The organism is Streptomyces sp. Q6 (assembly GCF_036967205.1).
Lineage (GTDB): Bacteria > Actinomycetota > Actinomycetes > Streptomycetales > Streptomycetaceae > Streptomyces > Streptomyces citrinus.
On record NZ_CP146022.1, the window covers coordinates 7968486 to 7981399 of the forward strand.

General features: G+C 70.1%; 12 protein-coding genes and 1 pseudogene. 6 read left to right on the plus strand and 7 right to left on the minus strand.

All coding sequences use genetic code 11. The features are described from left to right. Window positions 1-62: 62 nt before the first annotated feature. Complete coding sequence (locus tag V2W30_RS36585) at window positions 63-1133, minus strand: NAD(+)/NADH kinase (RefSeq protein ID WP_338702900.1); 1071 nt, start codon at window positions 1131-1133, stop codon at window positions 63-65. A 98-nt stretch (window positions 1134-1231) separates the two neighbouring features. Here V2W30_RS36585 and V2W30_RS36590 point away from each other — a divergent pair, with 98 nt between their 5' ends. The 4 genes and pseudogenes from V2W30_RS36590 to V2W30_RS36605 all read left to right on the plus strand — a co-directional run bounded on the left by V2W30_RS36590 (window position 1232) and on the right by V2W30_RS36605 (window position 2790). Further along, complete coding sequence (locus tag V2W30_RS36590) at window positions 1232-1528, plus strand: aldo/keto reductase (RefSeq protein ID WP_338702901.1); 297 nt, start codon at window positions 1232-1234, stop codon at window positions 1526-1528. Continuing rightward, a pseudogene (locus tag V2W30_RS36595) lies at window positions 1525-1617 on the plus strand (hypothetical protein); the annotation flags it as partial. The gene V2W30_RS36590 and the pseudogene V2W30_RS36595, both read left to right, overlap by 4 nt. A 71-nt stretch (window positions 1618-1688) precedes the next feature. Beyond that, window positions 1689-2183: an NAD(P)H-binding protein gene (locus V2W30_RS36600; protein WP_338703897.1), complete on the plus strand. Its 495-nt coding sequence runs from the start codon at window positions 1689-1691 to the stop codon at window positions 2181-2183. After that, window positions 2083-2790 carry an SDR family oxidoreductase gene (locus tag V2W30_RS36605; protein WP_338703899.1) on the plus strand — a complete coding sequence of 236 codons (708 nt, stop codon included), beginning with the start codon at window positions 2083-2085 and terminating at the stop codon, window positions 2788-2790. Before V2W30_RS36600 ends, V2W30_RS36605 begins: the two co-directional genes overlap by 101 nt. A gap of 22 nt (window positions 2791-2812) precedes the next feature. Here the strand turns inward: V2W30_RS36605 and V2W30_RS36610 are convergent, their stop codons facing one another. From V2W30_RS36610 to V2W30_RS36630, 5 genes are all read right to left on the minus strand, one after another. Next, window positions 2813-3841, minus strand: coding sequence for an alpha/beta hydrolase (locus V2W30_RS36610; protein ID WP_338702902.1), 1029 nt, complete (start codon window positions 3839-3841; stop codon window positions 2813-2815). A 149-nt stretch (window positions 3842-3990) separates the two neighbouring features. Beyond that, window positions 3991-4500 carry a hypothetical protein gene (locus tag V2W30_RS36615; RefSeq protein ID WP_338702903.1) on the minus strand — a complete coding sequence of 170 codons (510 nt, stop codon included), beginning with the start codon at window positions 4498-4500 and terminating at the stop codon, window positions 3991-3993. Window positions 4501-4832: 332 nt separating this feature from the next. Beyond that, the gene (locus V2W30_RS36620; RefSeq protein WP_338702904.1) at window positions 4833-5699 is read right to left on the minus strand and encodes a carbohydrate ABC transporter permease; all 867 of its coding nucleotides are present in this window, start codon (window positions 5697-5699) and stop codon (window positions 4833-4835) included. Beyond that, window positions 5696-6664, minus strand: a complete 969-nt coding sequence (locus tag V2W30_RS36625) for a sugar ABC transporter permease (protein WP_338702905.1) — start codon at window positions 6662-6664, stop codon at window positions 5696-5698. The genes V2W30_RS36620 and V2W30_RS36625 overlap by 4 nt, the downstream gene beginning before the upstream one ends. Window positions 6665-6755: 91 nt before the next feature. Further along, window positions 6756-8075: an ABC transporter substrate-binding protein gene (locus tag V2W30_RS36630; RefSeq protein WP_338702906.1), complete on the minus strand. Its 1320-nt coding sequence runs from the start codon at window positions 8073-8075 to the stop codon at window positions 6756-6758. 270 nt (window positions 8076-8345) lie between these two features. Here V2W30_RS36630 and V2W30_RS36635 point away from each other — a divergent pair, with 270 nt between their 5' ends. Together V2W30_RS36635 and V2W30_RS36640 are read left to right on the plus strand one after the other, a co-directional pair. Continuing rightward, the gene (locus V2W30_RS36635; RefSeq protein ID WP_338702907.1) at window positions 8346-10757 is read left to right on the plus strand and encodes a glycoside hydrolase family 2 protein; all 2412 of its coding nucleotides are present in this window, start codon (window positions 8346-8348) and stop codon (window positions 10755-10757) included. Then, on the plus strand, window positions 10754-11794 hold the full coding sequence (locus tag V2W30_RS36640; protein ID WP_338702908.1) for a LacI family DNA-binding transcriptional regulator: 1041 nt from the start codon (window positions 10754-10756) through the stop codon (window positions 11792-11794). The genes V2W30_RS36635 and V2W30_RS36640 overlap by 4 nt, the downstream gene beginning before the upstream one ends. A gap of 39 nt (window positions 11795-11833) precedes the next feature. Here V2W30_RS36640 and V2W30_RS36645 read toward each other — a convergent pair whose 3' ends face one another. Next, window positions 11834-12853 (minus strand): LacI family DNA-binding transcriptional regulator, encoded by a 1020-nt coding sequence (locus V2W30_RS36645; protein WP_338702909.1) that lies wholly within the window; start codon window positions 12851-12853, stop codon window positions 11834-11836. Window positions 12854-12914: the final 61 nt, after the last annotated feature.

Genomic DNA, 12914 nt, shown 5'->3' on the forward strand with positions numbered 1-12914 from the left:
CGCACCACCGTCGTCCGCCGGTCCAGCCATCAGGGGCCCGGCCGACCCGCGCGCCGGAGGCGTCACCTGCCGCGGACGCGATCCGGCACCGGCAGCATCGCCAGATGGGCGATGTCCGCGGGCGGCGGCGTGGACACCGACCACAGCCGCGGGGGACACCCGTCGGCCACCGCGGCCGGGGCGTCCGTCAGGTTCATCCGCTCGCGCAGCCGGCCGTAGAAGTCCATCGGGGCGAGGCGTACCGCGCGCAGCCGGCGCGGCGCCGCGTACACCGCGATCCAGTCACCGGGGTCCAGGACGCCGCGCAGCTGGCCGTCGATGCTGACCGCGGCCTGGCCGGACCGTTCGAGGATGCGCAGGGCGACGGGTTCGTCGGCGGCGGCGACGATGGACCGGTTGAACGCCATGTGCGGAGCCACCGGCGTGAAGACGAGGGCGTCGGCGCGCGGCGAGACCACGGGGCCGCCGGCCGCGAAGCTGTACGCGGTCGAACCGGTGGGGGTGGCCACCAGGAGCGCGTCGGCGGAGTAGGCGGCCAGCAGCCTGCCGCAGAGATAGACGCCGACGGACACCTGGCGGTCGCGGGTGAGTTTCTCCACCACGATGTCGTTGAGCGCGGTGACGCTCAAGGGGGTGCCCCATTCGCCGTCGCCCTGGAGATCGGGGCGCACCGGGGGCGGCGGCATCATGCGGCCACGGCCGTACTCCACCCAGTCCGCCACATCCTTGGGGACCTCCAGACGGCGGGAGGCGCGCAGGGCGAGCAGCATGCGGCTGTCGACCTCGAACCGGCCCTCGTGCACCGCGTCCAGCGCCGCGCGCACGTCCTCGGCCGACACGTCGGTGAGGAAACCCACGCGTCCGAGGTCGACCCCGAGCACCAGCGCCTCGTCCTCCACGGCGAGTCGTGCGCCACGCAGGAAGGTGCCGTCGCCGCCGAGCGTGACGATGAGATCGGGATGGCCCGCGGCCGCGAGTTCCGCACGGTCGTCAGGCGGCCCTTCGTCGTGCCACGCGTCGATGTCGGTGCACCGCACGGCGTGCTCCTCGCACCACGCGCGGACCACCCGGGCCGCTTCCACGGCCTCGGCCCGCCCGCCGTGCACGACCAGGCCCACTCGGTTCACTGTCACTGTCGCCTCCCAGGCCGTCGCCGCTCGCGGCGGGCGGGGGACGCACGCGACCCCGCGTTCGGAGTGCGGGCCCCGGACCGACTCCGTAGCGTCAAACTATGACAAACGGCCCGTTTCCGCTGAACAACGGTGTACGGATCCCCGCCCTCGGTCTCGGTGTCCTCCAGAGCCCGCCCGAGGTCACCGCCGCCGTCACGGAGGCGCTGCGCGTCGGCTACCGCCGCGTCGACACCGCCGCCGCGTTCGGCAACGAGCCCCAGGCCGGTGAGGCCCTGCGCGACACGGACGTCGCCCGCGACGACGTGTTCCTGGAGACCAAGGTCTGGATCAACGACCACGGAGAGGACGCCACCGCGCACGCCTTCGAGAAGGCGTCCCGAGGCGTGAGCCCATGACCGGATCCGCCCCGCACGCCCCGCTCACCGTCCTGGTCGTCGGCGCCACCGGCAGCGTCGGCACCCACGCCGTGGCCGAGGCCCTGCGCCACGGCCACCACGTCAAGGCTCTGGCCCGCGACCCCGAGCGGCCCGAGCCGCCCTGCCCGCCCGCGTCCAGATCGTCGCCGGCGACCTCACCGACGCCGGCAGCCTCGGCGCCGCCGTCGAAGGCGTCGACGCCGTCGTCTTCACGCACGGCTCCCATGGCGGCCCCGGTCAGGCGGAACACATCGACCACGGGGGAGTCCGCAACACCCTGGCCGCCCTCGGCAACCATCCGGCGCGGATCGCGCTCATGACCGCGATCGGCGTCCCCGGCCGCCAGGTCCTCGTCACGGCGCTCACCTCGCCCGATGCGGACCACAAGACGCTCGAACCCGTCGCCGTCCACGCCCCGTGCCCCAGCCCTCCCCGCACCGGACGACACCGAACGCCCAAGCCCCGAACGACAACCACCACCCCTCACGGAAGGGACCCCCATGTCCGAGAAGATCACCGGCAAGGTCGTCGTCATCACCGGCGCGAGCAGCGGCCTCGGCGCCGAGACCGCCCGGCACCTGTCCACGCAGGGTGCCGAGATCGTGCTCGGCGCCCGCCGCCTGGACCGCCTTGAGCAACTGGCGGAGGAGATCTCCCTCGAACCCGCGGCCGTCGTACGGACCGACGTCACCGACCGCGAGCAGGTGAAGGAACTCGTCCAGCGGGCCGTCGACCTCCACGGCCGGGTCGACGTCATGCTCAACAACGCCGGCCTCATGCCGCTGTCCCCCTTGGAGATGGAACGCTTCGACGAGTGGGAACAGGCCATCGACGTCAACATCAAGGGTGTCCTCTGGGGCATCGCGGCGGCCCTGCCCCACTTCAAGGCACAGAGCTCCGGTCACTTCATCAACGTCTCCTCGGTGGCCGGACACGTCATCAACCCCGGCGGCGCCGTCTACTCGGCCACCAAGTACGCCGTGCGCGCCATCTCCGAGGGCCTGCGCCAAGAGGTCAAGCCGTACAACATCCGCACCACGGTCATCTCCCCGGGCGCGGTCGCCACCGAACTGCCCGCCTCGGTCAAGGCCGAGGGCGTCGCGGACGGCATCGCCGACTTCTACCGGGACACCGCCATCCCCGCCGACAGTTTCGCCCGCTGCGTCGCGTTCGCCATGAGCCAGCCGCAGGAGGTCGACATCAACGAGATCCTCTTCCGCCCGACGCGGCAGGAACGCTGACGCCCCTGTCCACCTGGATGGTTCACGTCGCGCTGCGTTCGCTGGCCTCGCGGTACTCGCGATCCGCGGCCAGTGCGTATCTCTCCTCCGGCCGCCCTGCGCGCAGGAGTTCGCGCCACTGCTCGGCGCTCCAGTCGCTGGGCGTGGTGGTGGCGATGAACTCCTCCAGGACGCGGATGAACCGGGCGGGATCGGCGTGGTGGGGGAAGTGCCCGGCGCCGCGGAAGATCTCCAGTCGGCTGCCGGGCATCGCCCGGTGCGCGGTGTGGGCGTGCGCGATGGGCAGCACGCTGTCGCGGTCACCCCAGACGAGGAGGGTGGGTACGCCCCGGGCCAGGTAGCAGCGGTCCAGCATGGTGACCACCTGGCCGCGCCAGTCGACGACGGCGCGGAGCGTACGCGTGAAGGCGTTGCGGGAGTTCTGGTCGGGCAGCGCGTCGACCACGTCGACGAGGTCGACCGCGTCCAGGCCGAGCCCGGTGTCCAGAAGCTGGAGGGCGCGGATGAACGCGGTGATCTGCCACCGCGCTCCGGGCACCTTCAACAGGCCGAGTGCGAGCCCCGCGCCGGGCAGGGTCGCCGCCCGCAGCACCGGGGTGACCTGGCGCCCGACACCACCGGTGGCGATCAGGACGAGCCGGTCCACGCGCTCGGGGAACTGATAGGCGAACTGCATCGCGACGCCACCGCCGAAGGAATGCCCGACGAGGGTGACGCGCTCGACGCCGAGCACGCCCAGGAGGTCACGCAGGCCGTTGGCGTACGCGGCGACCGAGTAATCGGCGCGCGGCTTCGCCGAGTCTCCGTGACCGAGCAGGTCGGGGGCGATGACGGTGTGCCGGCGCGCGAGGGTCTCGATGCAGTCCTCCCAGTGCGCGGAGGTCGCCCCGATCCCGTGGATGAGCAGCACGGCCGGCCCCTTGCCGGTCATCCGGTAGGCGCGGCGGTGACCATGCACGGTGGCGAAGGCGAGTGCGCTGCCGCTGTCCGGCGCACGCCCGTCGCGTACGGCACGTGCGGCAGGGCCGCGCATCGGAATGATGTTCGCCATGGCGGTCTCCCCATGAGCAGTCGTCCGCCGGCGCGTATGGGATCCCGGTGTCCAGGACTGGTACGCCGAGTGTACGAAGCGCGGTGCGGCGGGGGGTTTCCTGCCGGTTGCGGGGCGATTCCGTTTCTGGGGCGGGGCGCCGGGCGGGGTCAGTCCGGAGAGCCTGCGGAATCGTCGTTGCTCCCGGCCATCACCCTGCCGCCGACGAAGGCCACGCACAGCGCGAGCGCGCCGGCGGCGCCCACCAGCACCTTCTTGAACTGTCCGTCCAGAAACTGTTTGTTCTCGCTGTCCTTCTGGAACTGCATCCGCGCGGTCTCCTGAAGCTGCTCGTAGATGAACTTCCGCTCCTCCCAGCTCAGGTCATCCTTGTTGAGCTCGCCCCTGAGGATCTCCCTGACCTCCTGGCAGGCCCGGTGGACATGGTCCTGACTCTGATCATTGGCCGAGAGCGTCGCCGCGTGCGCGCGTTCGATGGCGCTCACAGCGTCCTTGGCGAAGTCCTTGAAGGCGGGGAACTGCTCGATGACCTTGAGGGCCACCTCGGTGTCCAGATCGGGCATCATGGCGACGAAGCTGATCATCTTGTCCCGGGAGAGATTCCTCCAGGTGTCGATGCCCAGCGCCTGCTTGATCTCGGATTCGCTCCGGTACTTCATGCCGCGGCCCCCTCACGTCGACCAGGTCGGCCACGGACTCAAGTCCCAGGTCGGCCGCCTGCCGTGCCAGTTCGTCCGAACTGATCTCTCCCTAATTTAACGGGAGTTGAGCTCAGCCTCATGCCTGTCGGTGCGGCGGCGGTGAGCGGCGTAGGCGTGGTGGGCGCAGACCCGGATGCGCAGGGGCGGCCGCAGCGCTGATGGCGCATCGCGCCCACCGGCGGCAGCGTGATGGTCGCGCACGACGAACAGGGCCGCGGCCGGGGAGCGGGCGCGCGATCGGTGCCGGCGGGCCACCGCCTCCGTGTCCCGCCGACCGCCAGTGGGTCACGCTACTTGGTGGCCCCCTGCGCGAAGCCGTTGTAGATGTAGCGCTGAAGGAACAGGAAGATCAGCAGCGTCGGCAGGATCACGAGGATCGCCCCCGCCGAGATGGCCTCCCAGTGCGCCCCGAACGGCCCCTTGAAGCGGAACAGTGCCGTGGAGATGGTCCCCTTGTCCTCGGAGGGCATGTACAGGAACGGGATGTAGAAGTCGTTGTACGTCGTGATGCCCTTGACGATGACGACGGTGGCGATCGCCGGCTTGAGCAGCGGAAAGATGATCTTGCGGTAGATGGTGAAGGTGTTGGCGCCGTCGAGGCGGGCCGCCTCGTCGAGCGACGTGGGGATGCCGCGGATGAACTGAAGGAAGATGTAGATCGACACGATGTCGGTGCCCATGTAGAGCAGGATCGGCGCCCATCGGCTGTCCACCAGGCCGAAACTGTTGACCACTTGGAAGGTGGCGACCTGCGTCGTCACACCCGGGACGAGCGTGGCGACGAGGAAGAGCGCCATGACCGTCCTCTTCAGCCGGAACTCGAAGCGGTCGATCGCGTACGCGGTCATGGAACCGATCAGCACGGTGCCGGTGATGGAGAACAGCAGGATGAACGCGGTGTTCCCGAATGCCCTCAGCATCTCGCCGTCGTGGAACGCGGTCGCGTAGTTGGAGAAGTTCAGCCAGTCGTGGGGCAGGCTCAACGCGCTGCCGCCGTCGCTGACTTCGCGGGAGGACTTCAGCGAGGTGAGGAAGACGACGACCAGGGGGACCAGCACCACGAGCGAGGCGACGAGCAGGGAGAGGTACGTCAGGGCCGTGCCGATGCGGGGTCGGTTGCGGGGCGTCGGGCGGTCGTGCGTGGTCGGCGTGGTCATACGAGGTCCACCTTGTCGTCGGGCACGAGGCGGCGCTGGATCCAGGTGATCACCAGGATGATCAGCAGCAGCACCACGGCGCAGGCCGAGGCCAGGCCCGTCTTGTTGAACTGGAAGGCGAGCTTGACCGTCTGGATGACGAAGGTCGAGGTGCCGGTCGCACCGCCGGTCATGATGTACGGGATCTCGAAGACGGCGAGTGAGCCGGAGATCGCCAGGATGACGCTCAGGCTCAGCACCGGCCGGATGCTCGGCGCGATGATGTGGCGGAACTGCTGCCGGCGGCTCGCGCCGTCGAGTTGGGCCGCCTCGTAGAGCTCGCCCGGGATCGACTGGATCGCGCCGAGGAAGAGGACGAAGTTCAGACCGGTGAAGCGCCACACCGACACCCCGGCGAGGGACGTGTTGGCCGACTCGGGATCGCCGAGCCACGCGTGGTCGCCGCCGACGCCGAACCAGGACAGGACCGAGTCGAGGGTGCCGCCGTCCTGGAAGAAGTACAGGAAGACGAAGCCGATGGCGACGCCGTTGATCAGGTAGGGGAAGAACAGGATCCCCTTGAAGAAGTTGCGGAAGCGCAGGTCGAAGCTGAGGACGGTCGCGAAGTACAACGCGATCACGATCTGCACGGCCGACGCCGCCAGGTAGTAGAAGCTCACGAAGAACACCCGGAACAACTCGGGCCGGGTGAAGAGCTGGGTGTAGTTGTCGAACCCGACGACGCTCCGGTCGGGGCTCACCCCGTCCCAGTCCGTGAAGCTGTAATAGATCATGTTGCCCACGGGCACGTAGGTGAACGTGATCAGCAGCGCCAGCGGCGCGAGCAGGAAGAGCCACGGGGTGATCCTGCGCAGCGGGTGGTCGCGCCAGGACCGGGTGGGCGGGACGCCCCGGCGCGGACGCCGGCCGACGGGGGCGGCCTGGCGTGCGGGCGTCGACGGCGCTGTGGACGTGGTGTCGGTCATGTCGAACGGGCCTTTCGTGATCCGTGTCGAGCGCGATGCAGGAAAGGGGCCCTGCCCGCGGACGGTGCGGGGCCCCGTGCTCGTGTCCGGGTCAGTTGCCGGCGGTGGCGGCCGCGTCGGCCCAGCGCTTGTCGAGGTCGTCGAAGTAGTCCTGGAGAGAGCCCTTCTGGGCGCCGCGGGCGATGTCGATCAGCTTCTGGCGGTAGTCCTGCTTGGCGAGACCGATCTCGGAGGCGTTGTCGATGGCATTGACCTGCTCGGTCTTGGCCTCGGATCGCTCGATGAGCTTGACATCGTTGTCTTCATAAGGCTTGAGGACGTCGGGGAAGCTGATGGACGTCAGGGCGGAGACGCCGCCTTCCTCGGCGGCGAAGCCCGACTTCTCGGTGAACCAGTCGATCCAGGCGCGGGCCGCGCTCTTGTTCTTGGAGTGCGTGTTCACGGCCAGTTGGTAGTCGGAGAGCATCGTGGCGCAGAATGTGCCGTCCTTCTGGACCGGGACGGGCATGAAGCCGATGTCGTCCGGGTCCTTGCCCGCCTTGGTGGCGGCGTCGCGCATCTGGTTCACGGCCCAGGACCCGAGCAGCATGCTGCCGATCCTCCCCTTGGCCAGGTCCGTCTTCGAGGTCTCCCAGTTGGTGGTCGTGGGGTCCTTCTCGGACAGCCTGTCGTGGACGATGTCGTGGAGGAGGGTGTCCAGGACGTTCAGATCGCTGCCCTCGGCCCAGGGCTTGTCGGACGTCGCGAGCGCGTCCGAGGCGTTCACGTCACAGCTGACCGAGCCGACGCTGTTGGTCCACGGGCTGCTCAGCGGCCAGCCGTCCTTGAAGTTGGTGTAGTACGGCGTGGCCCCGGTCTTCGCCTTGATCTGCTTCAGGTCGTCGAGGAACCGCGCCGGCGTGGTCGGCCAGTCGGTGATGCCGGCCTTCTTCCACACCGCCTTGTTGTAGACGAGGCCGTTGACGGTGCCGAAGTTGGCGATGCCGTACGTCTTGCCCCTGACGTCGGTCTTGCCGGTGAAGCGATACGTCTTCGCCATGTCCTTGGTGTCGCCCAGCGGGGCGAAGAACTTCGGGTAGTCGCCCTTGGCTATCACGGAGGGGATCAGCAGGACGTCACCGTAGTTCTCCGTGTTCATCCGGATCTTCACCTCGCCCTCGTAGTCGGTGATGCCCTGGAACTTCACCGTCACCTTGGGGTGTGTCTTCCTGAACTCCGCGGCGTACTTCTTCATCGTGCCGTCCTGGACCAGGTCGGTCCGGTTGGTCAGTACGGTGATGGTGCCCGACGCCTTGCCCGGGTCCGCAGGCGACGTGGCAGCCTCGCCCGTCGAGGCCCCTCCTCCGCCACATCCCGCGACGGTCACTGTCGCGGCGGCGAGCAGCGCGATGCTCAGCGGCTTCTTCCTCATGTGCCCAACTCCTTCCAAGGGTTACGGCTCAGGCCCAGCGGCTGACCGCACTATGTCAGCCATCTGTGAACCGGTAAAGCACTGATTTCCGGCGCGATGCCCAATCGTTACCAGCTCGCTAGACCACCTGCGGTAAAGAGCGGTTCCTGTCTGGGGTGTTCGCGTGCGGCCGTGATCGCTTCTGAGGACTGGACCGGTTAATCATGAGGGGGTTAGGTTGGCGGGCGTTGCGCACGACCAGGGCCTGCGCCTGTCTGAATGGAGCCGCTGATGAAGGACATCGTCCAGCTGACCGAGGGCTGGCACGTCAGCCACGAGGGGAGGCTCCTCGAAGCCCGTGTCCCCGGCTGTGTCCACACGGATCTGCTCGCCGCCGACCTCATCCCCGACCCGTTCCTCGGTGCGAACGAGCGGGAGGTGGACTGGGTGGGGCGGCGGTCGTGGACGTATACGCGCCGTCTGGACGGCCCGGCACCCGGCTCCGCCCCGCACGAGCGCACCGACCTGGTCTTCGACGGCCTCGACACCGCCGCCCATATCACGCTGGACGGGCGGGAGTTGGGGCGCACGCGCAACATGCACCGCAGCTACCGGTTCGATGTCACGGACCTCACCGGCGAGTTGAGCGTCACGTTCGCCTCCGCCTACGACGAGGCCGCGTCCGTGCGGGAGTCGACCGGAGACCGGCCGAACGTCTATCCCGAGCCGTTCCAGTACATCCGCAAGATGGCCGCGAACTTCGGCTGGGACTGGGGGCCCACGGTGGTCACCGCGGGCATGTGGCGCCCGGTCCGCCTCGAGCGCTGGTCGACGGCGCGCATCGCGCGGGTGCGTCCGCTGGTGACGGTGGAGGGCGGTCGCGGTCGCGTCGAACTCCACGTCGATCTCGAACGCACCGCCTCGGGTGCCGGCCGGCCTCTCGCCGTGCGGGCCGCGGTGGCGGGGGCCGAGGCGTGCGCCGACGTTGATGACAACGCTGTCACGCTCGTGCTCGACGTCCCGGACGTACGACTGTGGTGGCCGCGCGGATACGGCGAACAGCCCTTGTACGAGATTGAGTTGACCTTGTTCGACGGCTCCTCCCCGCTGGACGGGTGGCAGCGCCGGGTCGGGTTCAGGACCGTAGAACTGGATCGCGCCGCCGACGAGCACGGCACCGGTTTCACGTTCGTCGTCAACGGCGAGCGGATCTTCGTACGCGGTGTGAACTGGATCCCCGACGACGTGCTGCCCTCCCGCATCACACCCGAGCGCTACCGCGCCCGCCTGGAGCAGACCGCCGCCGCCAACGTCGACCTCGTACGGATCTGGGGCGGCGGCATCTACGAGGACGACGCCTTCTACGACGCCTGCGACGAACTGGGCCTGATGGTCTGGCAGGACTTCCTCTTCGCCTGCGCCGCCTACCCGGAGGAGCAGCCGCTGCGCGGCGAGGTGGAGGCCGAGGCGCGCGACAACGTCGTCCGGCTGATGCCGCATCCCAGTCTCGTGCTGTGGAACGGCAACAACGAGAACCTGTGGGGCTTTCGCGACTGGGACTGGGAGGAACCGCTCGCGGGCAACTCCTGGGGCGAGGGCTACTACCTCGGTCTGCTGCCGCGCGTGGTCGCGGAGCTGGACCCGACGCGGCACTACTCGGCCGGCAGCCCGTGGTCCGGATCGTGGGACCACCATCCGAACGACCCCGACCACGGCACCTACCACTCGTGGGAGGTGTGGAACCGGCGGGACTACACCGAGTACCTCGACAACGTGCCCCGCTTCGTCTCCGAATTCGGCTGGCAGGCACCCCCGGCGCTCGCCACGCTGCGCCGCGCCCTGCCCGGCGAGGAGCTCGCCCCGGACTCGCCCGGCATGCTCCACCACCAGAAGGCCGAGGACGGCAACGGCAAACTGAACCGCGGCGTCGAGCGTCACTTCGCCCTGCCCGAGGGCGACTTCGACCGCTGGCACTACCTCACCCAGGTCGTCCAGGCCCGCGCCGTCGCCACCGGCATCGAGCACTGGCGCGCCCACTGGCCGCGCTGCGCGGGCACCGTCGTGTGGCAGATCAACGACTGCTGGCCCGTCAGCTCCTGGTCCGCTATCGACGGCGACGGCCGCCTCAAGCCGCTCCACCACGAACTGCGCCGCGTCTACGCGGACCGGCTCCTCACCCTCCAGCCCGGCGTCGAGGGACCGGATCTCGTCCTGGTCAACCAGGCTGCCGAGCCGTGGAGCGGCGAGGTGACGCTGCGCCTGATGCGGAGCGACGGCACGCTCGCCGCCCGCGTCGACCACCCCTTCACCGTGCCCGCGCGCGAGGTCCTGAAGCTGCCCGCCCCGCCGCAGGTCCGGCCCCCGACAGGGGCCACGAAGGAGTACCTGGTGGCCGACGCCGACGGGCTGCGCGCCCTGCATCTGCCCGTGCGGGACAAGGAGTTCGCCTATCCGGCACCGCGATTCGACATCGCGGTGGAGACCGTGGGCCGGGACCGGGACACGGTCGATGTCGTGGTGACGGCGCACACCCTCGTACGCGACCTGCTGCTCCAGCCCGACCGCCTCGCCCCGCACGCCACCGCGGACCGCGGGCTGATCACGCTGCTGCCGGGCGAGCAGACGCGCATTCGGGTACGGGGGGCCCAGGGCGCGGGTGCCAACGCGTTCCGCGCGGCCCTCTTCTGCGTGGAACCGGCGTGAGCACCTCCGCCGGGCGCGTCACCATCAAGGACGTGGCGGCCGCCGCCGGGGTGTCCAAGGGCGCGGTGTCGATCGCGTTCAACCACAAGCCCGGCCTCGCGGAGCCCACACGGGAGCGCATCTTCGCCGCCGCCCGTGAACTGGGCTGGGCACCCAACTCCTCCGCCCGCAACCTGTCGACGCAGCGGACCGACACCATCGGCCTCGCCCTGTGCCGTCCTGCCCGGCTGCTCGGCCTCGAACCGTTCTACATGGAGTTCATCTCCGGCATCGAGAGCGTCCTGGCCGAGCGGTCCTGCTCCCTCCTGCTCCGACTGGTGAGCAGCCTGGACGAGGAGATCGCCCTCCAGGAGACATGGTGGCGCGAACGGCAGGTAGGGGGCTCCATCCTGGTCGACTTCCACCAGGGCGACCCGCGGATCGAGCCGCTCAAGCGGCTCGGCGTTCCGGCGGTGGCGGTCGGCCACCCGGACCTGACCGGGGGCCTCCCGTCGGTGTGGACGGACGACGCCACGGCGGTGGCCGAGGCGGTGCGCTATCTCGCCGCCCTCGGCCACCGGCGCATCGCCCGGGTCGGCGGCCCGCAGGGCCTGGGGCACAGCGCCATCCGCGAACGTGCCTTCCAGGACACCCTGCGGGACCTCGGCCTGGCCCCTGGCATCCAGGTGTCGACCGGGTTCGCCGGGGAGGAAGGGGCCCGCGCCACCCGCTCGTTGCTGCTGCGGCCCGAGCGGCCGACCGCCGTCGTCTACGACAACGACATCATGGCCGTGGCCGGGCTCGGCGTCGCCGCCGAGATGGGCATCGCGGTTCCGGACGATCTGTCGCTGCTCGCCTGGGACGACTCGCAGCTGTGCCGTCTGACGCATCCCACGCTCTCGGCGATGAGCCACGACGTGTACGGGTTCGGCGCCCAGGTCACCCGGGAACTGTTCGCCGTGATCGCCGGTCGGGAAGTGTCCCCGCTGCCGCCGCACGCCCCCGCCCTGACGCCCCGTGCCTCGACCGCCGCGCCTCGTCGTCCGCCGACGAGCTGACAGGGCGGCCCGCCCCGGCGGAACCCCCGGCGGGCGCCTTCACAGGGACCGAGGCGGGCTGGTGCTGCCCCGCGGCACCAGCCGGGCGGCCGCCACCTGGAGATGCTCGACCGGCTCCTTGTCGATGGCTGCCAGCAGCGTCCGCGCGGCACATGCGCCGTACTCGGGGATGTCCCGTGTCAGGGCGGTGAGTTGGGGACGTACGGCCTGGGTGAAGGGGGAGTCGTCCCAGGCCACGAGGGACAGATCGCGGGGCACCTCCAGGCTCAGCTCCTGGGCGACCGAGAGGCCCGCGACGGCCATGATGTCGTTGTCGTAGACGATCGCGGTGGGACGGTCCGGGGAGATGAGCAGCTTGCGGGTGGCCTGTGCTCCCTCCTCGCCGGAGTAGTCGGTGTGCACCACGACCGGCTCGGGCAGACCCGCCTCGCGGCAGCTCGCCTCGAACGCGGCATCGCGCACGGTGGTGTGCGCGAGGCGGGCGAGTCCCGCCACCCGCGCGAGGCTGCGGTGCCCCAGTGCGGCCAGATAGGCGACGGTCTCCCGGATGCCGGCCCCGTCGTCGGACCAGACGGCGGGCACGCTCCCCGCCGCGTGGGGCGGGCCGAGCGCCACCACGGGCATGTCCAGGGCGGTGAGAGCGGGGACGCGGGCGTCGTCGTCGTGCAGGTCCACCAGGAGCGCGCCGTCCACCCGGCCCTCGCCCCACCAGCGCCGGTACAGCTCCGTCTCGTCCTCGTGGCTGGTGACGGTCTGGAGCATGAGCGCGATGGAGCGCGGGGCGAGCACCGACTCGATGCCGCCGATGAGTTCCATGAAGAACGGTTCGACGCTGAGCGTGCGTGCGGGGCGGCACACGGCCAGGCCCACGGCACGGGCCTGCGCGCCGTTCAGCGCGCGGGCGGCACTGCTGGGCCGCCAGCCGACCTCCTGGGCGATCGCCTTGATCCGCGCCCGGGTCTGCGCGGAGACGCCCGGCTGGTCGTTGAGCGCGTAGGAGACCGCGACCTTGGAGACTCCCGCCTGGCGCGCGATGTCCGCGATCGTCGGCCGTTTCATGCGCCCTCCCGCTGTACCGGTTCCGTGCCTCAGCGGCCGACCTTACCGGTCGGCCGCCGGG